Source organism: Synechococcus sp. MIT S9503, from assembly GCF_047304175.1.
Lineage (GTDB): Bacteria > Cyanobacteriota > Cyanobacteriia > PCC-6307 > Cyanobiaceae > Synechococcus_C.
This window is the reverse complement of sequence record NZ_CP138955.1, coordinates 1,113,181-1,133,526: the sequence shown is the minus strand read 5'-3', so window position 1 is coordinate 1,133,526 and position 20,346 is coordinate 1,113,181. Positions and strand designations below refer to the sequence as shown.

Here is a 20,346-nt window from a genome sequence, read left to right as displayed (position 1 = left end):
AAGAGTCACGCTTTTAATTTGCAATTATGCGTTTATGAATCAAAGTCTCGTTTGAAGTAGTTGTTCGCGATCTCCTCTGGCTTGAATCCTTCCAGCACCAGTTCAGCCATTTCGATCAGCCAGGATCGCCTCATCATTTTCTGATAGGGCCGACCATCAATCGTGCAGGGAAAGACCACGTCATAGCCCCGATGCCCGGCCGCGGTTTTCTCCTCCCTGCGTGTGATCCCGTAGCCAGCCTCCTGAAGAATGTTGCGCGACAGCTCGTACGGCGTGACCTGCCGTTGAGCTGCCAACCTCTGGACCCTTCCCATGGTCAGCGATGTCTGACTTGTTCCCACGCTGCACTGCTCAGGGCTTCTCGGCAAGCTTCATCTGTCTCGGTTTGGCAGTCATCTTTTTCTGTTGATTCCGGTCGCCCATCAGATGAATGCCCGCGGCATGACAATCAAAAGACCCACCTGTTCGGACGGGTTCTCGAGGCGTCTCTGATCAGATGTCGGCGGCCCTGAGAGCTTGTAAGCCCAGCATGAGATGGGTCCTGAACGATCCAAGGGCCATGACCTGTTCAACGGTTTTTCCTTCCGCGGCTGCGGAGGATGACCGTTCAACCTCCTTAAGAAGTGCGCTGACACGATCTGCCCAGTCGAAGTTCACTGCCTCCGCAGCTGATCCCTCCTCCGCAGCCGCTGCAGAACCTGCTGCTTTGAGAAGGCTGGACAATTCCTTGAAACTGACAGCACCTGGAATCTCCTGCATGGCTCATCTCTCAACAGGTGAATGAAATTAAGTCGGTCTGTTCCGCCGTGACAGTTCGGTCGGGGTGAAGATGACCGCCCAGGCAACAGCCGCGACGGCGGGGGCTGTTGTCAGCAATTCGTCTCTGTGCCGGCCATGCTGGCGTCGACAACGGAATTTCCTGTCCACCGGGTTGTCAACAGGATCATGCAAACACCCGAAGCTCTTTTGAGTCGCATTGCTGACCTGCCAGCGATGGCAGCAGGTTCAAAACGCCTGATTGTGCTGCTGACTCAGCTTGGCGATTTCGATTCGATGGAATATGCCCAGGCTCTTGTCCCTGAGCTACCCAGGCTTGAACAGGCAGGCATCCGCCTTCTGGCGATTGCCATCGGTGATCAGGCCGGAGCTGACCGCTTCTGCGCGTTCACCGGGATGCCGTCTGAGTTGCTTCAGGTTGAACCGGACGCTCGCCTGCATCAGGCCCTTGATCTGTCCCCCGGATTGCAGGCTCCGGGAGGACCCTGGCCATCATTGCTGCTGATGTGTGCCGGCATCGGTTCTCCCGGAACTCTCTCAGAGGTCTTGCGTGGCTACACCGGCGACCGTTCGGCTCCGCAACGCTTCGGTGATGATGAAGTCGTCTCGACCGGTGTGTTGCCTCCGATTCCAGCCGGACTGTTTCGCCGGGCCGGCGGCGAAGGTTTTCAGAGGCCGTTTGAGCTGGCCACCGTGCGGCTGCGCAACATGAATGAGGTGCTCCGGAACTGGAGCACCTACGTGCCGGATGATCGCTTCATCACGCAGCGGGGAGGAACATTCCTTCTCGACAGCGACGATTCCCTGCTGTACGTCTACCGAGATCGCGGCATCCTGGGTTTCTCGGCAACGATGCAGCGCCCACTTGCGTTTCTTGATCCCTGGCTGAATCATGCCGACTGATTCAGAAACGCCGATGAGTCTCCCTCCATGGCGCTCTCTGTTGCGTGGCGCCCGCCAGCGTGAGGGCCGCTCTCCAGGTGCCACCTGGCTGCAGCTGGCCACTGTCTCTGCTGACGGCACTCCCAGAGTGCGCACCCTGGTGTTCCGTGGCTGGAGTTCTGCCGGGGAACTGGAGCTGCTCACTGACGTGCGCAGTGACAAGCCTGCGGAGCTGCTCACTCAGCCAGGGGTTGAACTCTGCTGGTTGTTCCGCAAGGCCAGAGAGCAGTTCCGGCTGCGTGGATCGGCTGTACTAGTCAGTGCTGAAGAGGAACCGGAGGCATTGCTCGATCATTGGCAACGCCTGTCACCGTCAGGGCGCATGGTCTGGGCCTGGCCTTCTCCCGGAGAGCCCTTCGATTCGCAGGGACCCTGGCCGCAGGAGGTGGCCGATGCGCAGCCGGTCTCCGCTCACCTGCTGATCATGCGCATCGCCCTGGATCGTGTCGAGCAGCTCGACCTCAAGCCCCATCCTCACCTTCGCCGGTGCTGGACACGTCAGGAGGGCTGGGCGGAACAGCGTCTGAATCCCTGATTGTCCAGAGCGCCAGCCCACCACCCCTTCCCCGTGCAGCCATCCATCCCTCGGGGCTGCGGCTGACCAGCGCAAAAAACGGCTCCTTGCCGTTTTCCGGTGCCGGCAGCCTTCGCTTCAGCAAGGTGAAACCGCCGAGCCGCAGTTCCACCTGTTCAAAACGGAACTTCAGCAGTGGTTGGCGTCCACTCAGTGCGCCCGGGCCTGTGAACTGGAGGGTCAGTCCTGCCAGGGTCACGGCATTGCGCAGCTGTAGTGCATCGTCAGACCCTCCGCTGATTTCAAGGCAGGCACCGATGCTGCGCAGCAGCCAGCCATTGAAGGCACTGGCTTCGCTTTGTCCCTTGGGCCAGACGGTGTTGAGCTGCCAGCACCCCTCGATGTCGCTGGGGCCAAGTCCTGAACCATTGCGTCGAGCCTGTTTTTCGAGATCCAGTAGTTGGCTGTGCTGCATGTCCACGGGAGATCCGCTCTGGCGATGATCATGCAGCGGTGCTGCGTGGATGTCATGAACGAAGTCCGAACCGATGCGGATGCGCTCAGCTGGTCTGCACTGGAAGCCCTGGCTCCGCCCGCTGAGGAGCGGATTGAAGGGCCGGCGAATGCACAGGCCACGTTGCGTCTGTTCGGACAACCGGAATCAGCAGTGCGCGTCACGCTGTTCCGCGACCATCACGCCTGGTGTCCCTACTGCCAGAAAGTCTGGCTCTGGCTTGAGTTCCGCCGGATCCCCTATCGGATCAGCAAGGTGACCATGCGCTGCTACGGGTCGAAGGAGCCCTGGTTCACGGCACGTGTTCCCTCCGGAATGCTGCCCGTTCTGGAGCTGGACGGGCGTTTGATCACCGAGAGTGATCGCATCCTTGAGGCACTGGAGCGAGCCTTCGGGTCTGTTGGCGCGCCCATGACTGATCGCAGAGTGCGACGTCTGCGAGACCTGGAGCGTCTGCTGTTCAGGGCCTGGTGCATCTGGCTGTGCAGTCCGGGTCTGGGGGAGAGGCAGGAACGGCGCGCCCGGGATCAGTTCCAGCAGGTCGCCGAGCAGTTGGAGCAGGCGATCGCCAGCGGTGGCGGCCGCTGGCTGGATCCCGACGCACCAGACGGGCCGATTCCGGGCACCGCCGACCTGGTGTTCATTCCTTATGTGGAGCGGATGAATGCCTCACTCGCCTACTTCAAAGGCTTCGCTCTGCGCAGGGAACACCCGCTCATCGATCGCTGGCTGACAGCACTGGAACAACTGGACACCTATCGAGGCACCCAGAGCGATATGCACACCCATGCTCACGACCTGCCTCCGCAGATGGGCGGCTGCTGGGCAGATGGCAGTGAGGTACAGCAGCGCATGGCCCATGCGCTGGACAGCGGCGCAGGGCTTGATGCGCTGGAACGTTCCTGGGCGCCATCAGCTGCATCGGTGTCGGCTCAGGAACGGGCCCTCGAACGGGTGCTGAGGCATCGCTCCACCTTGCTGAACCGCAGTCCTCTGGGAGAGCGCTTCGACCAGCCCCTCAGGGCTGCACTCTCCGCGTTGATCCTGGAACAGCCTGTGAAACCGGCGAGTGGGTCGGCTGCGGCTCTGCGTTACCTGCGAGATCGGATCTCCGTGCCCCGCGACATGCCATTGGAGAGTGCCCGATCGCTGAGGCAGGCGCTCGAGTCGACCGCCGCGCTGGATGGTGATCAGCAGCCGGAGCCACTTCCCTTCGAGCACCGCTTCGACCAGGATCCGCGACCTTTCCTGAGCTGAGCTCTGCCTGCAGCCTGTTGCAAGGTGGAGGGGAGTCGATGACAGCCTGATGACGACCTTCTCTTTGCTGGGAACCGGCCTCCTCGGAGCTGCGATCGGTCATCGACTGCTTGAGAGGGGATTCACGTTGAACGTCTGGAATCGCAATTCCAGGCGCTGCGGGTCTCTTGTGGAAGCAGGAGCTCAGCAGGTCAAGCACCCCACTGAAAGTCTCGACAGAGCATCGGTTGTGCTCACCGTGCTCAGGGATGGCCCCGTCACGGCAGAAGTGGTGAAGAGTCTCGGACCTCTGGACGGGAGGACTGTCGTTCCCATGGGCACGATGGGGATCAGTGAGAGTGTTGCCCTCGCTGATCAGGTGCAAATGCAAGGCGGGGCCTACCTGGAAGCACCGGTGCTCGGCAGTCGACCGGAGGCATTGCAGGGCGATTTGCTGGTGATGGCCGGTGGGGAGCAGAGCGTGTTTGATGCCCAGCTGAGCTGGCTCAGCACGCTGGCATCACAGCCGCGGCTGATGGGGCCGGTGGGCACGGGAGCTGCCGCGAAGCTTGCTCTCAACCAACTGATCGCCAGCCTGACCCACGGCTATTCGCTGGCGCTGCGCCTCGTCGAGGCATCAGGCCTCGAGATCGAGCGGTTCATGGAGGTGTTGCGGCCTTCAGCTCTGTACGCGCCAACAGTTGACAAGAAGCTGAAGCGGATGCTGTCGCACCAGTACGGCGATCCCAATTTCAGCACCAGCCTGCTTCGCAAGGATCTGCGGCTGTTTCTCAGGGAGGCTCAGCTTGCAGGGGTCAATGCCTCCGCGCTGCAGGGACTCGCAACCCTGCTGGAGAGCGCCGAGGGCACGGATCTGGATAGCGGCGACTATTGCGCGCTACATGAACTCACGGCCGGGCGCTGATCAGCTGAGGTACCAGCGGATCAGTCCCACCACCTGGCCTGCGGGACCGTTGCCGGTGACCAACTCACCGATGATCGCCGCAGCGAAGCCCACCATGGCGGTGCGCCCATTCAGCCGCTCCACGACCTCGAGAGCCGAGGTGTTCCAGGGACGGTTCGTGGTCAGGCTCTCTCCGAAGGCTTCCAGTGGTTCGTATTGATATCGCTGGTCTGGCATGGAATGGAGCTGGTGCGGTTCAGGAGCTTATGCAATCTCCGGCCGAAACTGAATAGTGTGCTGGATCTCTCCAGGTCTCTCTGTGAACGTTGATCGTCTGCGTGAACTGTTCACCAAGCCCTACGGAATGCCCGCGCCAACGGAGTCGCAGTGGCGGGAGCTCTACGACGAAAAGGTTCGCTTCAAGGACCCCACCCAGGAGAAAGAGGGCATCAAGGCCTACATCGAAGCTCAGGACGGATTGATGCGCAGATGTGATGACGTGTATCTCACTCCAGGCGCCATTGCCGTGGAGGGTGACATCGCTTTTGTGGAATGGGAGATGGGCCTGAAGATCAAGGGCATCGAATTCATTTATCCGGGAACCAGCCGTCTGCGCTTCAACGCGGAAGGCAAGGTTGAGGATCACAGGGACTATTTCGATTTCGTCGGTCCGACCTTTGAACCTGTGCCGGTGGTGGGTGGATTTGTTCGCTGGCTCTACAAACGATTTGTTGACTGAGCTCTGCTCAGCTTCCAGACCGCCAGGCTGAGGGCCGCTGCTCCGAAACCGAGAAAAAAAGTGATGAGAGCCTCGCTGCTCATGTCAAGCATTTGTAACGTTGCTTCATCTTGGCGGTTTCGGGTGCTTCGCGTTCGCGACCGTGCATGGGTATTTCTGCTTATTTTTCCCCTGATCCGTTCTTTGGTCACACCGGATTGGGGGCGAGTCATTTACGTTTCGTAAACTATCTTTTATTTCTGTGATCAGGGCAATCCTTACTCGGCCGTTCCTTGCAGACGCAGGCCTCCTTGTACTTCGGGTCTTCACCGGGGTGCTCCTGATCCATCACGGCTACGAGAAGCTCGCCAACATCAATAATTTTGCAGACGCCTTCGTGCGTCCTCTGGGTCTTCCTTTCCCAATCACGCTGTCCTACATCGCAGCATTTTCCGAAGTTGGCGGCAGCTGGTTGCTGATCACCGGTCTGCTGACACGCTTCGGCTCACTGGCGATTCTCGGCACCATGAGCGTTGCCATCTATCACGCAGTCATCACCTCTGGCTTCAATATCTATCTGCTGGAGCTGCTTGGTCTCTACTTCGCTGCCGCCACAGCAATTCTCGCGGTAGGTCCGGGTCAACTGTCAGTGGATGAATTGATCGCCCGCAGATTCTCCCCCGATACTCGCGCACAGGCTGATCGTCTCGAGGCCGCCTTCGCTGCTGACGATGAGTCCGGCAAGGAAGTCAAAACCGATGTTGTCGCCGATGGTGTGAGCTGAAGCTCGCACCGCGCTGCCTCAATAAACCGATTGAGGCAGTGTGAATCCACTTTGCATGTGCTCGAAATCGAGCATCACCCAGGTGAGCCAGATCACCAGGGCAATCACACCGGACACCGCAGCGAAACGAGCGAAATTGCGGGCAATCAGCTCAAAGGTGCTGATCTCCTTCATGGACAAGCGGCGAGGTTCTTCATTTTGCTCGATCGATCGCTGCGCTGATGCCTTTTCATCTCGACGCGCCCACGCTCAGCCTGTTGCTTTTCGGCAGTATCTTTGCCGGCCTTCAGATCTGGTGGATCAGTTCCTTGATGGTTCGCAATCGCCGTCGTCAGGGCGGGAAACCGCTCACCAGTCAGCAGTTCCGACGTGATCTTGAGCGTATCTTCCGTGAGGAAACCTGATCAGGGATGTCTGAGATGTGCGGTCGCTTCGCTCTTTCGACACCGCTGAAGCAGCTCCCCTCGGTGCTGCAGCACAGGATGGACCGGGAACATCAGGACCGCTATGCGGAGAGAGATCTGATCGTTCCGGGAGAACCACTGCTGGCTTTTCGGTCTGATCAGTCCGGTCCGGAGGCGTCACTCATGCTCTGGGGTCTGATTCCAGGCTGGCAAAAGGATCCTGCCAAGGGGCCGAGACCCTTCAATGCCAGGGCTGAAACCGTGGCGGAGAAACCCAGTTTCCGAGGGGCCTGGCGCCATCGACGCTGTCTTCTCCCTGCCAGTTGCTTCTTCGAAAAAGGTCGCGCAATCCGGCGGATTGACCGGCATTCCTTCTGGCTTGCTGGCCTCTGGGAACGCTGGCTTGGGGGCGATGGCAGTGAAGTGGACACCTGCACGATTCTCACCACAACCCCGAATGATCTCGTCAGGCCACTGCACCAACGCATGCCTGTTGTGATTCCGGAGGGACTGGAGGAAGCCTGGATGGCGCCGGTTCACGGTCAGCAGCTGAGAGCTCTCGAGCCACTGCTGGCGCCATGGGATCCAAGTGGATGGGAAGTGGTTAACAAGCAGAGTGATGGCCAGCTTTCACTGCTTTCTGGCCTGGAAAGCTGAGCTTCGCGCTCGCTCGGTGCAAGTCTTTGGAGTTGTAGTTGCCTGCGCCCCGGCCTTGATTGATTGGTGTCCGGAATCAAGCCGGAATGATCGTTGCTGAATCAATTGATTCCGGCTCCCGCCCCAGGGGAACTTTCATCTGGGAGCAATTGATACGGCAGGCGAGCATTTGGGTATCAAAATTTAGTCGGCACTGATGATTATGGCTAACAATCAAGCTACAACTTTTCAGCGTCGCGTTGGAGAAGTGCTGATCGCACAATTCTCCTCCAAGTTGCTGCTGAATCTGATCTTTCTGATCACCTGGTTCTGGGGAGTTTTCTGGATTGTCAATGCCGGAAAATCAGACTTCAGTGTTTATTTTGCCGGAGTTCCGGCAATGCTCCTTGTCGCCGGAGCATGGTTCGCTTTCCTGAACAGAGGTTCTAACGAGAAATGAAGGAAACAAAGCAGTCTTCCTTTGAATTGCCTAAGCATTTTCGGGCCTATGGATTTTTATTCTTCATGGCTGGTGCATTTTTTCACTGCATGGATTTTCTTGGCGTTGAAGACACGCTGATGTGGGGGATGGGGCTTGGTTTTCTTGGTGCATTTCTGCTGACACTGTATTTCTGGGCGAGATATGCAGTCAACAGAAAATTCTGGAAGTATATTGCCTGACCTGTTTAATCTTTTGTCCTGAGATATCAATACCTGAGCTGACCAATCTGTTGATTCGTCCGGCAATCTGAGCATTGAATCGCTAGTGAGCATGGTGTGCCCAGGCGTTTTTCCTGTTTCATCTGAACTGGCAAAGCTGCCCTCGACTGTTGCGGCCCGGGTTTAGGGTCGATACATGGTCAGATACAGATTCCGGGAAGGAGTTCACGTCAGCTCGGATGGCGATGATGTCATTATCACGACTCCCTATGCAGCGCGATTAAATCAAATTCGTAGAATTATTCGTTTTCATTCCGTCACTGACTCTTTTAAAAATTTTCTGGAATCTTTATCGGAAAATGGTGTCTGCTGCGAGCTGTTTACCATCAATAAAGATCCTTGTGCGCAGGATTTAGAGAAATCTGATGCTGTTTTCGTTCTGGAGGGTCTGTATGCAAAAGGATTGCTTTCAACAGAAATAGGCAACTCCAAAAGTGCGGCGATTCGACTCGATCCTGTCAAGAACTCTCTCAGACTCAGGCGTGCTCCACTCGGAGATTATCGCATCAGATTTTCAAGATTTGCCAGTATTTATCCGTGTTCTGACGGACTTTCGATCAGCTCTCCCCTGTCATCAGCGAACTTGCATCTGATTGATCGGCGGTTGTTTTTTCTGCTTACAGAGCTCGCTTCAGCCTGCACCGAGGAGTCTCTCAGACAGGCTTTGCCGGATGATCTTCTCGTTCACTTCGATGATCTGATCTCCCTGCTGTTGTCATCGGGCGTTGCAGGACTTTGTGATGAACAGGGAGTTGCGGACATTGATCGCCATGCTGTTGAGGCTGGTTGGACGTCAAGGGATCTCGCTTTTCACTGTCAGACGCGCGAACACGAGATTGATCTGTCTCGCATGGAGTCTTCCCAGACTGCTGTCATTCAGGAACAGCTTCCTGCAAAGCATCAGAGAATCATTCTTCAAACAGTTGCTCTCCCAGAACCATCCAGCATCCATTGCGACCTGAATTTCTTTCAGGTCATTCGTGATCGACACACCATCCGTACATATCAAAACCAGCCAATCAGTTCGGCTGTTTTGAGTGCTTTGCTCTGGCATTCCATGCGCATCAAGGAGGAAATCATCTGCGATCCAGGTCTTCCCCGTTCCTATGAGGGTCTGTTGAGGCCAGTGGCCAGTGCCGGTGCACTTCATTCCATTGAGTTGTACTTATGCGTGCATCGCTGTCACGGCCTTCAGCCGGGGTTCTATCACTACGACTCCGGCAGGCACTGCCTGGGAAAACTGAGTGATCTGAGTGAGCCTTGCCTGCGCATGCTTGAACTGGCTGCAGCCTCAACCTGTCGTGCACCTCAGGCAGCGTCGGTTTCGCCGGGTCAAGCTCAGCAGCCGGATGTGCTCATCGTGATGGCGTCCCGTTATGCGAGACAGGCAGGCCTGCACCGACAGACGGGTTTGTCTTACGCGCTGATTCTCAAGGATGTCGGATCGATTTATCAGCAGCTTTATCTGGTGGCAACAGCCCTTGGACTTGCGCCTTGCGGTCTCAGCTTCGGCAGCAGCGAGCTGTTCGAACAGGCATCAGGGCTGCCTACTCACCTGGAATGTTCCGTGGGTGAGTTCATGATCGGAAATCCTGGTTGAATGAATTCGCTCTCCATTGCGAGCAAGACGCTCTACAGCCTGTCCTGACGGAGACGCCTGATGGTGTTTCTGGTCATCACAGGCTCGCAGGATCCGCAGCATCAGCTGATCTCGTCCTCCATTCCAGGCTGCACCACACCCTGCTCCAGAGGCAGCAGCTCTTCGTCATCGCCCGCTCGACTGCGCACCGGTGCGCTGAAGCCGCGCGCGCGGGGATTCTTGACTTCGAACGGTCCCGGTGTTCCGGCAGGCACCGCAAGCCGCAGTGCAAAGGGGTGATCCCCCGGCAGGACATCGCCGATCGATCCCACCCTGGTGCGGTTCTGAAGCACCGGCTCGCCGCTCCGATCCAGGATCCGGGCGAAGACATCCGTATCCACAACGGTGTTGCGACCGGGGTTGTTCACGCTTCCGCTGAGGACGTAACAACTGGCGCCCTCAGGTCTGGAGATGTTGCCTCGTTGTGCGTTGCTGTCCCTGGGCTGGGATCCGGGGTCGGAAGCGTCACAGGGTGCCAGCGTCACGGACGTGAGCCGCAGGTCTGCCGCCCATGCCGGTTGCGCCATCAGCAGAAGGGCGACAAACAGCAGCGAGAACAGGCTTCTCAGCATGGGACCCAGACAGGATGGGCGGACGCTATCAGGGCTCGGTCAGCCTCGCGAGCAGAGTTTGCCGCCGGTCGCTAGAAGAAGGCGTATTCGAGCGTCTGACGCTTTCTTTTTCATGCAGAGCCCCTCGTCGATGCGATCGGCCAACCCAGGCGGTCCGGAAGGCGGTCTGGTGGCCATCGTCGCCGTTGTTCTGGCCGGATTGCTTCTGCTGGGTCAGGCGCTGTTCGTGGTGCCCGCCGGTGAAGTTGCGGTGATCACCACCCTCGGCAAGGTGAGCGGGGCACCGCGGCAACCGGGTCTCAACGCCAAGGTGCCGCTTGTTCAGCAGGTCTGGCCTTTCAGCATCCGAACCCAGGTGAGGCCTGAGAACTTCGCCACGCTCACCAAGGATCTCCAGGTGATCCAAGCCACTGCCACGATCAAATACGCTCTGCGTCCGGATGAAGCCGGCAGGGTCTACAGCACGATTGCGAGCAGTGATCGCGATGTCTATCCGCGCATCATTCAGCCTTCGCTTCTGAAAGCGCTCAAATCCGTGTTCTCCCAGTACGAACTGGTGACGATCGCTTCGGAGTGGAACGACATCTCTTCATTGGTGGCTTCAACGGTTGCCGAAGAGCTGGATCAGTTCGACTACGTGAAGGTGGTGGGTCTGGATCTCACCGGCCTGGAGATCGCCGAGGAGTACAGGGCCGCCATCGAGCAGAAGCAGATCGCTGAGCAGCAGCTGCTGCGGGCCCAGACCGAGGTCAAGATCGCTGAACAGGAGGCGCTTCGTTACGACACGCTCAACAAGAGTCTGGATGACCAGGTTCTATACAAGCTCTTCCTCGACAAGTGGGATGGTCAGACCGAGGTGGTGCCAGGGTTGCCTGGCGGTGCCGGCGGGACTCCCCCGGTGATTGTCGGACGCAAGTGACGCTGTTGGAGGCGTGGAGATGAATCAGCGCGCCACCACAGGCCTGCTGATGGTTCTCCTGCTGGGTGTGATCACCCACTGCGCGGCCCGTACGCGCGTGAGGGTTCAGTACCGGGTGCTGCCCCAGCAGGGCCCACTGCATCAGCGACCTGCTCCTCCCAGGCAGGACCCTTCCCTGCCGGGTGTGCTCATGTGAGCACACCCGGCACTGAGGAAGAAAAACCGATGGATTCATCTTTTCTCTCCATCCCTGGTTAGCGGTGAGGAATCCCTCTGGAGGTTCACCATGTCCATGAAGCAGCTGGAGACGTTTATGGCCAGGGCCAACGGCAACGACAACATCCGCCGTGAAGTCGAGCAGTGTGCTGGTGATACGGCCTGTGTGGCCAAAGTCGGAATGCGCCATGGTCACAAGTTCTCCGCGGCCAATTTCAGCCGCTGGCAACGCGAGCACAAGTGATGATCCGGGCCGCCGCCTGATCAGCGTGCGGCCCCTCATGTAACGGCACGTTGACGACATCCACGTCTTTTCCGGCGGAGCTTCTAGAACCCCTGGGTCGGGAATATGTACCGTTCATGCAGATCAGCTTCGGCAGAGAACTGGCCCATTCAATGGCTGTGATGCTGCTGGAATTGCACGCCGAACTTGAAGAGTTCGCCTACCAGAACGATCATCAGGCTGAAGTGGCTGAAACGCTGACCGTCAACCTGCTGGGCAGTTCCGCTCAGGTCTGATCAGGATCCACTGGCAGTCCTCGCAGGCCGAGGGCAATCTGTCTGGCCATCAACAGACCCGGGTAAAAAAGACCTGCCCTACCTGAATCCTTGAACAGACCATTCAGGAGCTGTAGCAGAGGATCGCTGGGGGAAAGATGCCGACAGAGCATCGAGATGGCTTCGCTGCCGTGCCAGATCTGGTTTTCATCCATCAGAACGGCGCCATTACTCAGGTTGAAACCTTTGTTGCGCAGCATCGCCCTCAGTTCATGGTCGCTGCGTCCGTCTCTGATCACAAGATCGGGTAATCCACCCAACAGTTCACTGCGGTGGGCGAAGTGTCTGCAGAAAGGGCAGCCGCCGTCGTAGACGAGAGTGAAGGCCATGGTCCCATCCTGGCGTGTTCAGATGCGTTTCAGAGGGTCTTCCGATCCAGGGTCTGAAGCAAGTCTTCGTTCAGCTGAGGCGCGTTGCACTCTGAACGGTAGGTTGATGCGACTTAACAGACGGATTGCATCGGGCTCGAATGGCAGACAAGGAACTCCTCAGAGAGGTGGCGCTTGAGCTCTGGGGCTCAATCAAGAAGCTGCGTCCCGGACTTTCAAGGGACTCGAGGCTTGAGCTCACCCTCAAAGCTCTGATGGTGATCGGTGATTTGCACGATCAGGTGCAGGCGGCTGTCGTGGTGGGTCTGATTGCCGAATTGGAGCCACCCGACAGCGAGCCTGTGGGGCAGGATGTGACCAGCTCGGCTGACTCCGCTCCCGCGGTTGATCAGACAGCGGATGGTCGTCGTGTCGTGCGTCGACGCTCCCGTTCAGCTGGCTGAGTTGAGCCATCGCTCAGTGGCTCCTGCATGAGCTTCTGATCCTTCAGCAGGTCGTGTGGCGCTCATTTCATTCAGGGCAGGATCCGCATCGCTGCGAAAATCGGATGGTTTCCCCATCTGCCGGAACCGTTTGTGTTCGGGTCGATGTCAGGCAGAACGATGAACTGATGAGCAGTGGCCTCTCTCGCGAATCTCTAAAGGAACGCCAGAGGTATGCGGACTGGTACGAGGAGAAGTCAGCGGACGATCAGTTTCTGATCGATGAAATCGCTGATAGCACTGATTACATTTTCGGTGAGGAGCAGAATAATGCTTTTATTGCTCTTTTAAGGGAGAACGGGATTGAATCTGCTGAGCAGTTCGTTGATGCATTCTGTGTTGAGTATGAAGGCGTCGTTGAGTCCGATGAATTTATTGTTCTTGTTTTTGCGGGTAATTCATATTTTTTCAGACGATTATGCAGCCAATCTCAGTAGAGATTGTCTCTTGATCTTTCAGTAAATTATGACCACCTAAGTCAGTCTGTTGTAGGGGTTTGAATGGTTTGCGCGACATCAGTCCATTGGATGAATCGGCGCATGAGCTTCTATGAAAACTATGAGACGACGGGTTGCTTGCTGAAGCGTTATTGCATCTCTGCCTGGTTTCTTAAGACCCCTCTCCTTCTTTCATGTTTGAGAATGGAGCTGGAGATTTTCGTAATCTGTCTTGATTCCTAAATTGTGTTGTTGGTCTTCGACCATTACAATAGATGCCTGATTTTGAGCAGCTGCCACTCAAGACATTTCAATCTCTGGAGAACACCAACACGCTTAAAGAGACATTCTTAAACCGATGCTCAGTATCTGTGAAGGGACTCGTTTCATTCCCTGAAAGATCAGACATTCAATTCAAAAGCCGCATCCCCTTCTCGTAGATGTCATTGGCGTACCGGGTCCATTGGCCCTGCCCCCAGTATCTGAAACAGCTGGTTTCCAGCAACAGCAGATGCATCAATGCATCACGGTAAATTCGCGATTCAGAAAGCGAAGGCTGCTCGCACAGGCGTTGATCGAATCGCTGATGAAAGCGGGCGCTGAGACGCTGCATTGGTTCGAGCACATTGTCATAGCCCTCAACCCAGCTGAGATTGTTGGTCCACGATGCCCCCTCCATCGAAAATCCGTCGCCGGCTGAGCTGAGTTCAGCGATCGCCGCAGCGACGCTGTCCACATCACAGGCATCACCGGCCCTCTGCCAAAGCCGATGCTGTTGCACAGCCTGGATGCAGGGGAGATCGTTCCAGTTCAGACCAAGTTCATCAAGTTGTTCGAGATATTCCGACCCGTTCAGAGCGGATGTCTGCGGGCTGTCGTCCCGCAGACGTCGATTGGCCTGACGGAAGGCTTCCGGGAATTCGTTCATCATCACTCCGCCGTTTTCTCCGTCTGCGATCTGGCTGACCAGAGATGGGATCTCAGCATTGCCAAGCTGTTGCCGTCCGAGCCCGATCGCTTGTTCACACGGTTGCATCTGACCGACGAGTTTGGTGTCGGATCCCTGGGTCTTGATCAGAACCGTGATGCTGATCTGCTCCCCGGAAGAGGAGCGTGCCACGAGTTTGTTGGGGATGAAGCGTTGCAGATCGGCGAGAGCTGAGCCATCCAGCTGTTCCACACTGTGTTCCTGCACCAGCAGCCAGTGATACCCCGCTTCGAGCAGATCATGCACCAGGGCAAACAGCGTGTCGGGGTGATTGGGCAGATGCATTTCAGGCAGTGAAAAACCCCGCACCCGCTGGAGCGCGGCGTCGCCGAACAGATCGGCGAACTGGTGTTGCCAGGCGCTGATCTGCAGGCTCAGGTCAGGTATCGGTGTGGAGGGTGCAACGGCATGACTCCAGAATGTGCCGAGCCATTCCACATGCCGCTTCATCTCATCGTCACAGGTCAGAAATTGGAGCGCTTCGGTGATGTCGAGGCGTTGCATCTGCGTAACGCCCCACAGCAGATTTCCGGAGTAATCGAGCATGATCCGCGGGCTGCATCCCTCTCGGATCAGCTCCGTGATCAGATCAGCCATGCGTCTGTAGCAATGGGCGAAAGGCTCACCGTTGTGGTTATCTCCCTCGTCCGGATGCTCCAGCATGTACTGAAGATGTGAGATCAAGGCACCATCGGGGCCTGCGGGCACTGTGGGTTGATGCATGTGCAAGGCACAGGCGAATGCCGATTTCAGCTGCTTCAGTCCCTGCGCCGTTGACGATGGCCAGTTCCGTTTCGACTGCTCCATGAGAGTGCGCAACTGCCGCTCTCTTCCACAGATCGCTGGATGATGCTCTGGCTGAACTGTCATGAGGGCTGTTGATGATGACCAGGATGTTGCCGATGCCGCTGCTTTGTTTTTTCAGACTCTCAGTTGACAGCTCTTGCTGTTTCCATGATCAGTTCAATATGACTTTGATCTGCATGAATGAACCCCCGGAATTCAGAGTTGGTGCTGAAGTCCGGGGGTTCTTGCCAGTGATTTCACTGGTTTTTTGACCGTGCCAATCGGATGAAAGGAACGGCCTAGGTCGCTCGTTTGTTCATTGGCTTCCTGTCTGAATCTGAACGTGAATCCTTGTTGAATCCGTTGCGAAGGACAGTGGATGAAGCAAAGGAAAGCAGAAGCGAACAATTCGGCTATAAGTGCCTTGTCGCCAGGTTCCAGTGAACCTTGGCTGCGTGGATCGACGTTGATCGCACTCAGTTTCAGCTCGGTGTTGGTTGAGAGAAACGCTGGAGCATGAGAGCACAACCGAATCGCTTCTCAGATCTGCTCAGGTGGAGTGTCTGCCGACATGCGGTGCCTCCGATTGGATCTCTCCAGTGTTGTGGTTGGTCGTGCAGATCGGCAATCAGTGCAATCACGCATTGTTGCTGGCTGCTTCAGTCCTTCGCCCAGCGCTGGCTGCATCGGCTGGAGCAGTTCATGTCACCATCCGGATAGCTGAAACCGGCTTTGCGCGCGTTCTTTTCCACTTCCGCCGGGCTGGAGCCGCTGAAGCTGCGGGTGGTTTTGGCTTCGACTGTGAGGGGGGCTGCGACCAATCCAGTTGCTGTGATCAGAGCGATGCAGAGAGCGCGCATGATGCTTTGCCAGGGATGTTGATCCTGCAGATACCAGCGATTCAGGTCAAGAAATGGCAAACAATATTGTGATCAGGCTCTCACTCTCCCAGGCTTGTTTGATGGGATTGCTTCACTGTCATCTCTGCATGGGCCTGGCTGTGCTGTCAGCGCTTCGTTTTTCCGCACATGCGCTGCTGGCCTATCAACTGAACAGGCAACGTTCCGACCTTACGAATGACAGAAACGATCTCATTGGACTGGTGATGAGCGGCAATCGTTCTGGTAACGATTACTGCTCAGACACCACCCAAGCTGTTGCAGCGCGCTGACGCATGTAGAGGTCGGTCAGCTCGCGAGCCAGCTTCTGCAGCTCCTGAACGTCGGTTGTGGAATCAATCATTCGCTTGAGCGACTCAGCTTCAAACTTCTGAGAGAGGTTGAGATGCATGGAACACTCAAATGATGAAAAGAGCTTAAAGATTTGTCATGTCGCCCCGTGGATCGACTTGCGGGCTGATTTGCGGCTGTGCTCGCGGTGGCCTGACCCCGGCGTCATGATGTAAAGACTTCGTTACAAACCTCTGATGACGCTTGGCGAACTTTTTCTTGAAAGCCTGTCCACAGGCGTGATCACGGAAGATGAAGTCGACTGGCTGGCTTCTCATCAACATGCCTTCTCTCGGGCTGAGGAAGCTGCCGCAGTCCGCCTTGGTCGCCTGATGGACGATGGAGTTGTCAATCTTGGATGTCGGATGCCTCCGCGGTGGCTTCATCACCGGGAGGTCGTTGAGAACTGGATTGAGCCGCTTGGTCGCCGTCGTCATGCCACGCATGGGTGAACGCAATTCCATCGACGGGCTGAAACGGGTTCCAGCGTGAGAACGTGAAGTTCACGTTTTTACGCGATTGAATCTCACTGTTCTGCATATTGCAGGTTCCATCTCGGCTCTGGCTTGCTTGTTTCAGTCAGCCCTGTTTGCGCGTCAGCCGGAGGTTGTCCGAGCGACCTTCAGGGTTCATGTCGTTGTTGGAACGCGTCAGCGCTTCGATCTGGTCGATTCGCTGGATCAGGCACTATCAGTGAATGAAAGGATCGCTCTTCTTGCCGAGGCTTTCTTTGGCAGCCCCTACCTGGCGTTCTCACTCGAAGGTTCCGGAATCGAACGGCTGCGTCTTGATCTCAAGCAGTTTGACTGCATGCTGTTTGTTGAACAGCTGCTCGCCATGGCAACGGCTGACTCCTTTGACGACTTCGCGCAGCGGACTAGACGACTCCGCTATCGCAACGGCCATGTCGATTACTGCACGCGTCAGCATTACTTTCACGACTGGGTTCTGTCCGCACAGGACTAGGGCTTGCTGGAAATTGACACGACCTGGCCTGGACAGGCAAAACGGTCTCTGCTGCTGAACTACATGTCCAGACACCGTGATCAGTACCCCGCTCTGCAGTCTCCGCGGCTGTTCGACTGCATTCATCAGCGTGAGCGGAGCAGGTGGATTGAACAGCGGTATCTGCCGATCGCGTCGCTTGATGTCGCACTTCCCAGTCTTCGCTCAGGCGATCTTTTCGCTGTGGCCACAAGGGTGGGTGGGTTGGATGTGAGTCATCCAGGGGTTCTGGTTCGAGACGGTTCCAGGCTTGATGCCATTCATGCTGCACCTGGTCACGGTGTGATCCGTTCACGCTCGTTCGCCCGATACCTGCGCTCTCTGCCCGATGCGATCGGTGCCGTGATTGTGAGGCCGAGTTCGCGGATCATGCCCTCACAACGGCATTGATCCATAAGCTCAACGGCCCCCTCTGATGCGACTCCAGCTGAAGCCGATGCTGGTCGTGCTGCAGGCATCGTTGATGATCGAGCCTCATGCCCTGGCCCTGTTGAGGATCGGCCATCCGAACGACGATGCACAGATGAGTCTCCCATGCCCATCACGCGTGATGGGAGACGTGGCTGGCTTGTTCCCGGTGAGAAGTGCGCCATTGACAGCGGTATGTCGGCTTGAGGAGATGTCACAACCCGGAATCGAACCTGCAGTATGAGCTCAGGCGATTGACAGCTGTGCTCAACCTGATTGTTTCAACGGCTCTCACTGCGATTCCCGCGGGATGTCCGCCGGGCGTGGTGTCGCAACTCGACGATCTTTATCGATGGCACCTCGCAGAGCAGAACAAACGGACAGAGAGAACACTCGAATCACAGAAAGATGCCTTCATGCCGGCTCTCTACAACAAGCTTGAGAAGGCGTGGTCACTGAATCCCTGGGATGATGGTGCCTTCGTTGATTTCGTTGTCTTCAGCGGAACTCAGGTCTCCACCTTTGGAGCCGAAGTGATCAGTTGTCGCCAGCTTCACAAAGGGATCATCGAGGCGGATGTCGCCGTAAGAGCAGGTCTCCGCGGCCGCACCTCAGGAACCCCACAACAACTCACCTATCGCCTGATGCTGGATGACGGGAGCTGGAAAGTCAGTGACTTGATCTACAACCACCGTCACGGAGAAAGCAGCACCCTTTCAGGAATCCTCAACAACATTCTCAGGAGGGCTGCCGAACATCGTCGCGAGGTTCAATGACAGGGCTTCTGTTCTGCGCACTCCGACCCGCCCGTTCATCCAGCGCTCGCTTCTTTGAGGTGTTTGAGCAGCGATGCTGAGATTGTTTCAGTGTGCGCAGTCATCGATACAATCGAGCGGAACTCAGTTCAGGAAACCGTTTTCAAGCATGTCTCTGATCCCACGCTGGCAGTACATGACCGACGAAAGTAAAGCGTTGGTGAAGCGAGCTGCCTTGAGCCTGCTGGTGGTTTTCATTGCTGTGGTGGTTCTTCGTGCACTTCTGCCCTGGGTGCTGCTCGCGGTGATTGTCTGGTTTGTGTGGAGCTGGGTCGCTCGTCGTTGAAGGTGAACGGATGTCGACATCCGTCGTCAGCAGTCGATGTGAATCACTCCGCTGAGGTAGGGGATCACCCGACCGCTGATCAACACCCGGTCTTCAACCAGCTGGCAGTGCAGCATTCCCCCTCGAGCCGAAAGCTGACGCGCAACGAGATCTGAACGGCCCAGTCGCTTTGCCCAGTAGGGAGTGAGGCTGCAGTGGGCTGATCCTGTCACCGGATCCTCCGCTATTCCGCAGGAGGGTGCGAAGAAACGGCTGACGAAATCAACGTCGGTCCCTTGTGCGGTGACGATCAGACCACGTCCTGGAAGTTCAGCGACAGCTGCGGAATCAGGTGCGAGAGCTTCAACCTCGTGCTGATCCGCGACCACCACCATCAGATCCACTCCCAGAAAGCAAGCTTCGGCTCTGGTACCGAGAATGTCATCAAGTCCATCCGGGGCTATGCACGAGCAAGCCGGTTGCACCGGGAAGTTGAGAATGAGCTGATCGCCCAGCCGGCGAACAATCAGTGGGCCGCTGTTGGAGCTGAATTCCACCTCATCCAGATGAGGTTCATGCAGGAACACCACATGGCCGGCGGCCAGTGTGGCGTGACCGCAAAGATCCACCTCACATCTGGGGGTGAACCAGCGAAGCGCGTAGCGCCCTTCGCGGCCCACATAGAAGGCGGTCTCCGAGAGATTGTTCTCAGCGGCGATCGCCTGCATGATGGGATCCGGTAACCAGCTCTGCAGCGGGCAGACGGCCGCTGGATTGCCCTGAAACGGCCCTTCGGCGAAGGCTGCGACCTGCTCGATCGGGATTGGCATTGTCACAACAGTCTCATTGGGAGCCTTTTCGTTGGCCGTCACCGGAGGAGTCGCCCAGTCTTTCGACCAGTAAAAACACAACCCAGGCCATGGCGGCCAAACTCCCTCTGATCCAGTCGTTGCGCAGCAGTTCAACGATGGCTGTTGTGCTCGCGGTAATTCGCAGAGCGCGCAGTAGGAAGAGCTGAAACGATGGCCTCACAGGCGTTGGCTTGTCCATCGTCAATCGGCCCGCAGGTGTTTTGTCCATGCCTGACACCATCCTGGATCCGGCGTTGACTGGCATGCCGGGGGAATGCCTGCGGCGGTCGGACAGATGTGCCGGACTATTCATTTGCACGCCGATCCACACAAGGGCTACACAATCTGTTACAAAGGTGTGGAAACGCGGACTATTCCGATGGACAACGCAAAATTCGGCTTCTCATCCTTTGCTGAGCAGTGGAACGGTCGCCTCGCCATGATGGGTTTCGTCATTGGTCTGGGTACCGAGCTGCTGACCGGTCAGGGAATCCTTTCCCAGGTTGGCCTCGGTTGAAGTCCATTCAGGAGCCTGATGTTTGGGCACCTGAAGACCGAACCGGTTATATCCAGCTGGTTCTCTTCGGTGCCTTCATCGCTGTTCTGGGGGTCGGCGCCAACATTGTTGTGCAGTACCTCTGGGCATCGCTGAACGCCCTCAGCAACTATTTCTGATTCTGCTTCGCAATCGAGATCTT

At 56.9% G+C, this 20,346-nt stretch carries 35 protein-coding genes and 1 pseudogene; 24 read left to right on the top strand and 12 right to left on the bottom strand.

Annotation, left to right across the window (positions count from 1 at the left end; genetic code table 11):
* Positions 1 to 32: 32 nt before the first annotated feature.
* On the bottom strand, positions 33 to 368 hold the full coding sequence (locus tag SIB56_RS06440; RefSeq protein WP_413326572.1) for a hypothetical protein: 336 nt from the start codon (positions 366 to 368) through the stop codon (positions 33 to 35).
* A 124-nt stretch (positions 369 to 492) separates the two neighbouring features.
* Complete coding sequence (locus tag SIB56_RS06435; protein WP_413326570.1) at positions 493 to 759, bottom strand: hypothetical protein; 267 nt, start codon at positions 757 to 759, stop codon at positions 493 to 495.
* A gap of 186 nt (positions 760 to 945) precedes the next feature.
* Here SIB56_RS06435 and SIB56_RS06430 point away from each other — a divergent pair, with 186 nt between their 5' ends.
* Both SIB56_RS06430 and SIB56_RS06425 read left to right on the top strand, forming a co-directional pair.
* Positions 946 to 1,680: a peroxiredoxin-like family protein gene (locus tag SIB56_RS06430; protein WP_413326568.1), complete on the top strand. Its 735-nt coding sequence runs from the start codon at positions 946 to 948 to the stop codon at positions 1,678 to 1,680.
* A complete protein-coding gene (locus tag SIB56_RS06425) occupies positions 1,670 to 2,254 on the top strand; it encodes a pyridoxamine 5'-phosphate oxidase family protein (protein ID WP_413326565.1) in 585 nt (194 codons plus the stop codon). The genes SIB56_RS06430 and SIB56_RS06425 overlap by 11 nt, the downstream gene beginning before the upstream one ends.
* On the opposite strand, the gene SIB56_RS06420 is transcribed toward SIB56_RS06425, so the two are convergent.
* Positions 2,181 to 2,708 carry a hypothetical protein gene (locus SIB56_RS06420; RefSeq protein WP_413327177.1) on the bottom strand — a complete coding sequence of 176 codons (528 nt, stop codon included), beginning with the start codon at positions 2,706 to 2,708 and terminating at the stop codon, positions 2,181 to 2,183. The two genes, SIB56_RS06425 and SIB56_RS06420, sit on opposite strands and share 74 nt — an antisense overlap.
* A 54-nt stretch (positions 2,709 to 2,762) precedes the next feature.
* Between SIB56_RS06420 and SIB56_RS06415 the strand changes: the two genes are divergently transcribed.
* On the top strand, positions 2,763 to 4,004 hold the full coding sequence (locus SIB56_RS06415; RefSeq protein WP_413326563.1) for a glutathione S-transferase: 1,242 nt from the start codon (positions 2,763 to 2,765) through the stop codon (positions 4,002 to 4,004).
* A 49-nt stretch (positions 4,005 to 4,053) separates the two neighbouring features.
* Entirely contained in the window at positions 4,054 to 4,908 is an 855-nt protein-coding gene (locus SIB56_RS06410; protein ID WP_413326561.1) for an NAD(P)-dependent oxidoreductase, read from the top strand.
* Here SIB56_RS06410 and SIB56_RS06405 read toward each other — a convergent pair whose 3' ends face one another.
* Positions 4,909 to 5,124, bottom strand: a complete 216-nt coding sequence (locus SIB56_RS06405) for a chlorophyll a/b-binding protein (protein WP_413326559.1) — start codon at positions 5,122 to 5,124, stop codon at positions 4,909 to 4,911.
* A gap of 82 nt (positions 5,125 to 5,206) precedes the next feature.
* On the opposite strand from SIB56_RS06405, the gene SIB56_RS06400 reads away from it, so the two are divergent.
* Positions 5,207 to 5,626 (top strand): nuclear transport factor 2 family protein, encoded by a 420-nt coding sequence (locus tag SIB56_RS06400; protein ID WP_413326557.1) that lies wholly within the window; start codon positions 5,207 to 5,209, stop codon positions 5,624 to 5,626.
* Positions 5,627 to 5,867: 241 nt separating this feature from the next.
* Positions 5,868 to 6,389, top strand: coding sequence for a DoxX family protein (locus tag SIB56_RS06395; RefSeq protein ID WP_413326555.1), 522 nt, complete (start codon positions 5,868 to 5,870; stop codon positions 6,387 to 6,389).
* An 18-nt stretch (positions 6,390 to 6,407) separates the two neighbouring features.
* On the opposite strand, the gene SIB56_RS06390 is transcribed toward SIB56_RS06395, so the two are convergent.
* The gene (locus SIB56_RS06390) at positions 6,408 to 6,563 is read right to left on the bottom strand and encodes a hypothetical protein (protein ID WP_413326553.1); all 156 of its coding nucleotides are present in this window, start codon (positions 6,561 to 6,563) and stop codon (positions 6,408 to 6,410) included.
* Positions 6,564 to 6,610: 47 nt separating this feature from the next.
* Here SIB56_RS06390 and SIB56_RS06385 point away from each other — a divergent pair, with 47 nt between their 5' ends.
* From SIB56_RS06385 to SIB56_RS06365, 5 genes are all read left to right on the top strand, one after another.
* Positions 6,611 to 6,793, top strand: a complete 183-nt coding sequence (locus tag SIB56_RS06385) for a hypothetical protein (protein WP_413326551.1) — start codon at positions 6,611 to 6,613, stop codon at positions 6,791 to 6,793.
* Between the two features lie 15 nt (positions 6,794 to 6,808).
* Positions 6,809 to 7,450, top strand: a complete 642-nt coding sequence (locus SIB56_RS06380; RefSeq protein ID WP_413327175.1) for an SOS response-associated peptidase — start codon at positions 6,809 to 6,811, stop codon at positions 7,448 to 7,450.
* A 202-nt stretch (positions 7,451 to 7,652) separates the two neighbouring features.
* A complete protein-coding gene (locus SIB56_RS06375; protein ID WP_413326549.1) occupies positions 7,653 to 7,889 on the top strand; it encodes a hypothetical protein in 237 nt (78 codons plus the stop codon).
* Positions 7,886 to 8,110 carry a hypothetical protein gene (locus SIB56_RS06370; RefSeq protein WP_413326547.1) on the top strand — a complete coding sequence of 75 codons (225 nt, stop codon included), beginning with the start codon at positions 7,886 to 7,888 and terminating at the stop codon, positions 8,108 to 8,110. Before SIB56_RS06375 ends, SIB56_RS06370 begins: the two co-directional genes overlap by 4 nt.
* A gap of 175 nt (positions 8,111 to 8,285) precedes the next feature.
* On the top strand, positions 8,286 to 9,749 hold the full coding sequence (locus tag SIB56_RS06365; RefSeq protein WP_413326544.1) for a SagB family peptide dehydrogenase: 1,464 nt from the start codon (positions 8,286 to 8,288) through the stop codon (positions 9,747 to 9,749).
* 101 nt (positions 9,750 to 9,850) lie between these two features.
* Here the strand turns inward: SIB56_RS06365 and SIB56_RS06360 are convergent, their stop codons facing one another.
* The gene (locus SIB56_RS06360) at positions 9,851 to 10,360 is read right to left on the bottom strand and encodes a hypothetical protein (RefSeq protein ID WP_413326542.1); all 510 of its coding nucleotides are present in this window, start codon (positions 10,358 to 10,360) and stop codon (positions 9,851 to 9,853) included.
* A 112-nt stretch (positions 10,361 to 10,472) separates the two neighbouring features.
* On the opposite strand from SIB56_RS06360, the gene SIB56_RS06355 reads away from it, so the two are divergent.
* From SIB56_RS06355 to SIB56_RS06340, 4 genes are all read left to right on the top strand, one after another.
* Entirely contained in the window at positions 10,473 to 11,279 is an 807-nt protein-coding gene (locus SIB56_RS06355) for a prohibitin family protein (protein WP_413326540.1), read from the top strand.
* A gap of 19 nt (positions 11,280 to 11,298) precedes the next feature.
* Positions 11,299 to 11,475: a hypothetical protein gene (locus SIB56_RS06350; RefSeq protein WP_413326537.1), complete on the top strand. Its 177-nt coding sequence runs from the start codon at positions 11,299 to 11,301 to the stop codon at positions 11,473 to 11,475.
* A gap of 90 nt (positions 11,476 to 11,565) precedes the next feature.
* The gene (locus SIB56_RS06345) at positions 11,566 to 11,739 is read left to right on the top strand and encodes a hypothetical protein (protein ID WP_413326535.1); all 174 of its coding nucleotides are present in this window, start codon (positions 11,566 to 11,568) and stop codon (positions 11,737 to 11,739) included.
* Positions 11,740 to 11,789: 50 nt separating this feature from the next.
* A complete protein-coding gene (locus SIB56_RS06340) occupies positions 11,790 to 12,014 on the top strand; it encodes a hypothetical protein (RefSeq protein ID WP_413326533.1) in 225 nt (74 codons plus the stop codon).
* Here SIB56_RS06340 and SIB56_RS06335 read toward each other — a convergent pair.
* On the bottom strand, positions 12,005 to 12,382 hold the full coding sequence (locus SIB56_RS06335; RefSeq protein ID WP_413326531.1) for a hypothetical protein: 378 nt from the start codon (positions 12,380 to 12,382) through the stop codon (positions 12,005 to 12,007). The genes SIB56_RS06340 and SIB56_RS06335 overlap by 10 nt on opposite strands.
* A 140-nt stretch (positions 12,383 to 12,522) precedes the next feature.
* Between SIB56_RS06335 and SIB56_RS06330 the strand changes: the two genes are divergently transcribed.
* Together SIB56_RS06330 and SIB56_RS06325 are read left to right on the top strand one after the other, a co-directional pair.
* On the top strand, positions 12,523 to 12,825 hold the full coding sequence (locus SIB56_RS06330; RefSeq protein ID WP_413326529.1) for a TIGR03894 family protein: 303 nt from the start codon (positions 12,523 to 12,525) through the stop codon (positions 12,823 to 12,825).
* Positions 12,826 to 12,929: 104 nt separating this feature from the next.
* Entirely contained in the window at positions 12,930 to 13,301 is a 372-nt protein-coding gene (locus SIB56_RS06325) for a hypothetical protein (RefSeq protein ID WP_413326527.1), read from the top strand.
* A gap of 409 nt (positions 13,302 to 13,710) precedes the next feature.
* Here the strand turns inward: SIB56_RS06325 and SIB56_RS06320 are convergent, their stop codons facing one another.
* From SIB56_RS06320 to SIB56_RS06310, 3 genes are all read right to left on the bottom strand, one after another.
* Positions 13,711 to 15,159, bottom strand: coding sequence for a glycosyl hydrolase family 57 (locus SIB56_RS06320; RefSeq protein WP_413326525.1), 1,449 nt, complete (start codon positions 15,157 to 15,159; stop codon positions 13,711 to 13,713).
* 575 nt (positions 15,160 to 15,734) lie between these two features.
* On the bottom strand, positions 15,735 to 15,995 hold the full coding sequence (locus tag SIB56_RS06315; RefSeq protein ID WP_413326523.1) for a hypothetical protein: 261 nt from the start codon (positions 15,993 to 15,995) through the stop codon (positions 15,735 to 15,737).
* Positions 15,996 to 16,206: 211 nt separating this feature from the next.
* Positions 16,207 to 16,365, bottom strand: coding sequence for a hypothetical protein (locus tag SIB56_RS06310; RefSeq protein WP_413326521.1), 159 nt, complete (start codon positions 16,363 to 16,365; stop codon positions 16,207 to 16,209).
* 136 nt (positions 16,366 to 16,501) lie between these two features.
* Here SIB56_RS06310 and SIB56_RS06305 point away from each other — a divergent pair, with 136 nt between their 5' ends.
* The 5 genes and pseudogenes from SIB56_RS06305 (at position 16,502) to SIB56_RS06285 (ending at position 18,818) form a co-directional block, all read left to right on the top strand.
* Positions 16,502 to 16,756, top strand: coding sequence for a hypothetical protein (locus SIB56_RS06305; protein ID WP_413326519.1), 255 nt, complete (start codon positions 16,502 to 16,504; stop codon positions 16,754 to 16,756).
* A 241-nt stretch (positions 16,757 to 16,997) separates the two neighbouring features.
* A pseudogene (locus SIB56_RS06300) lies at positions 16,998 to 17,699 on the top strand (N-acetylmuramoyl-L-alanine amidase-like domain-containing protein).
* 25 nt (positions 17,700 to 17,724) lie between these two features.
* Complete coding sequence (locus tag SIB56_RS06295) at positions 17,725 to 17,961, top strand: hypothetical protein (protein ID WP_413326517.1); 237 nt, start codon at positions 17,725 to 17,727, stop codon at positions 17,959 to 17,961.
* Between the two features lie 19 nt (positions 17,962 to 17,980).
* Positions 17,981 to 18,493: a hypothetical protein gene (locus SIB56_RS06290; protein WP_413327173.1), complete on the top strand. Its 513-nt coding sequence runs from the start codon at positions 17,981 to 17,983 to the stop codon at positions 18,491 to 18,493.
* A 148-nt stretch (positions 18,494 to 18,641) separates the two neighbouring features.
* The gene (locus SIB56_RS06285; RefSeq protein WP_413326515.1) at positions 18,642 to 18,818 is read left to right on the top strand and encodes a hypothetical protein; all 177 of its coding nucleotides are present in this window, start codon (positions 18,642 to 18,644) and stop codon (positions 18,816 to 18,818) included.
* 26 nt (positions 18,819 to 18,844) lie between these two features.
* Here the strand turns inward: SIB56_RS06285 and SIB56_RS06280 are convergent, their stop codons facing one another.
* On the bottom strand, positions 18,845 to 19,627 hold the full coding sequence (locus tag SIB56_RS06280) for a PhzF family phenazine biosynthesis protein (protein WP_413326513.1): 783 nt from the start codon (positions 19,625 to 19,627) through the stop codon (positions 18,845 to 18,847).
* A gap of 13 nt (positions 19,628 to 19,640) precedes the next feature.
* Positions 19,641 to 19,913 (bottom strand): hypothetical protein, encoded by a 273-nt coding sequence (locus tag SIB56_RS06275; RefSeq protein WP_413326511.1) that lies wholly within the window; start codon positions 19,911 to 19,913, stop codon positions 19,641 to 19,643.
* Between the two features lie 114 nt (positions 19,914 to 20,027).
* On the opposite strand from SIB56_RS06275, the gene SIB56_RS06270 reads away from it, so the two are divergent.
* Both SIB56_RS06270 and SIB56_RS06265 read left to right on the top strand, forming a co-directional pair.
* Complete coding sequence (locus SIB56_RS06270; RefSeq protein ID WP_413326509.1) at positions 20,028 to 20,165, top strand: high light inducible protein; 138 nt, start codon at positions 20,028 to 20,030, stop codon at positions 20,163 to 20,165.
* On the top strand, positions 20,162 to 20,323 hold the full coding sequence (locus tag SIB56_RS06265; protein WP_413326506.1) for a hypothetical protein: 162 nt from the start codon (positions 20,162 to 20,164) through the stop codon (positions 20,321 to 20,323). The genes SIB56_RS06270 and SIB56_RS06265 overlap by 4 nt, the downstream gene beginning before the upstream one ends.
* The last annotated feature ends 23 nt before the right edge of the window (positions 20,324 to 20,346 follow it).

Coding starts and splice junctions, on each gene's coding strand:
- SIB56_RS06435 (WP_413326570.1), bottom strand. CDS start 759: ATGCAGGAGATTCCAGGTGCTGTCAGTTTCAAGGAATTGTCCAGCCTT.
- SIB56_RS06430 (WP_413326568.1), top strand. CDS start 946: ATGCAAACACCCGAAGCTCTTTTGAGTCGCATTGCTGACCTGCCAGCG.
- SIB56_RS06425 (WP_413326565.1), top strand. CDS start 1,670: ATGCCGACTGATTCAGAAACGCCGATGAGTCTCCCTCCATGGCGCTCT.
- SIB56_RS06420 (WP_413327177.1), bottom strand. CDS start 2,708: ATGCAGCACAGCCAACTACTGGATCTCGAAAAACAGGCTCGACGCAAT.
- SIB56_RS06415 (WP_413326563.1), top strand. CDS start 2,763: ATGAACGAAGTCCGAACCGATGCGGATGCGCTCAGCTGGTCTGCACTG.
- SIB56_RS06410 (WP_413326561.1), top strand. CDS start 4,054: ATGACGACCTTCTCTTTGCTGGGAACCGGCCTCCTCGGAGCTGCGATC.
- SIB56_RS06405 (WP_413326559.1), bottom strand. CDS start 5,124: ATGCCAGACCAGCGATATCAATACGAACCACTGGAAGCCTTCGGAGAG.
- SIB56_RS06390 (WP_413326553.1), bottom strand. CDS start 6,563: ATGAAGGAGATCAGCACCTTTGAGCTGATTGCCCGCAATTTCGCTCGT.
- SIB56_RS06385 (WP_413326551.1), top strand. CDS start 6,611: ATGCCTTTTCATCTCGACGCGCCCACGCTCAGCCTGTTGCTTTTCGGC.
- SIB56_RS06380 (WP_413327175.1), top strand. CDS start 6,809: ATGTGCGGTCGCTTCGCTCTTTCGACACCGCTGAAGCAGCTCCCCTCG.
- SIB56_RS06375 (WP_413326549.1), top strand. CDS start 7,653: ATGGCTAACAATCAAGCTACAACTTTTCAGCGTCGCGTTGGAGAAGTG.
- SIB56_RS06370 (WP_413326547.1), top strand. CDS start 7,886: ATGAAGGAAACAAAGCAGTCTTCCTTTGAATTGCCTAAGCATTTTCGG.
- SIB56_RS06365 (WP_413326544.1), top strand. CDS start 8,286: ATGGTCAGATACAGATTCCGGGAAGGAGTTCACGTCAGCTCGGATGGC.
- SIB56_RS06360 (WP_413326542.1), bottom strand. CDS start 10,360: ATGCTGAGAAGCCTGTTCTCGCTGCTGTTTGTCGCCCTTCTGCTGATG.
- SIB56_RS06355 (WP_413326540.1), top strand. CDS start 10,473: ATGCAGAGCCCCTCGTCGATGCGATCGGCCAACCCAGGCGGTCCGGAA.
- SIB56_RS06350 (WP_413326537.1), top strand. CDS start 11,299: ATGAATCAGCGCGCCACCACAGGCCTGCTGATGGTTCTCCTGCTGGGT.
- SIB56_RS06345 (WP_413326535.1), top strand. CDS start 11,566: ATGTCCATGAAGCAGCTGGAGACGTTTATGGCCAGGGCCAACGGCAAC.
- SIB56_RS06335 (WP_413326531.1), bottom strand. CDS start 12,382: ATGGCCTTCACTCTCGTCTACGACGGCGGCTGCCCTTTCTGCAGACAC.
- SIB56_RS06330 (WP_413326529.1), top strand. CDS start 12,523: ATGGCAGACAAGGAACTCCTCAGAGAGGTGGCGCTTGAGCTCTGGGGC.
- SIB56_RS06325 (WP_413326527.1), top strand. CDS start 12,930: ATGGTTTCCCCATCTGCCGGAACCGTTTGTGTTCGGGTCGATGTCAGG.
- SIB56_RS06320 (WP_413326525.1), bottom strand. CDS start 15,159: ATGACAGTTCAGCCAGAGCATCATCCAGCGATCTGTGGAAGAGAGCGG.
- SIB56_RS06310 (WP_413326521.1), bottom strand. CDS start 16,365: ATGCATCTCAACCTCTCTCAGAAGTTTGAAGCTGAGTCGCTCAAGCGA.
- SIB56_RS06305 (WP_413326519.1), top strand. CDS start 16,502: ATGACGCTTGGCGAACTTTTTCTTGAAAGCCTGTCCACAGGCGTGATC.
- SIB56_RS06295 (WP_413326517.1), top strand. CDS start 17,725: ATGCGACTCCAGCTGAAGCCGATGCTGGTCGTGCTGCAGGCATCGTTG.
- SIB56_RS06285 (WP_413326515.1), top strand. CDS start 18,642: ATGTCTCTGATCCCACGCTGGCAGTACATGACCGACGAAAGTAAAGCG.
- SIB56_RS06280 (WP_413326513.1), bottom strand. CDS start 19,627: ATGCCAATCCCGATCGAGCAGGTCGCAGCCTTCGCCGAAGGGCCGTTT.
- SIB56_RS06275 (WP_413326511.1), bottom strand. CDS start 19,913: ATGCCAGTCAACGCCGGATCCAGGATGGTGTCAGGCATGGACAAAACA.
- SIB56_RS06270 (WP_413326509.1), top strand. CDS start 20,028: ATGGACAACGCAAAATTCGGCTTCTCATCCTTTGCTGAGCAGTGGAAC.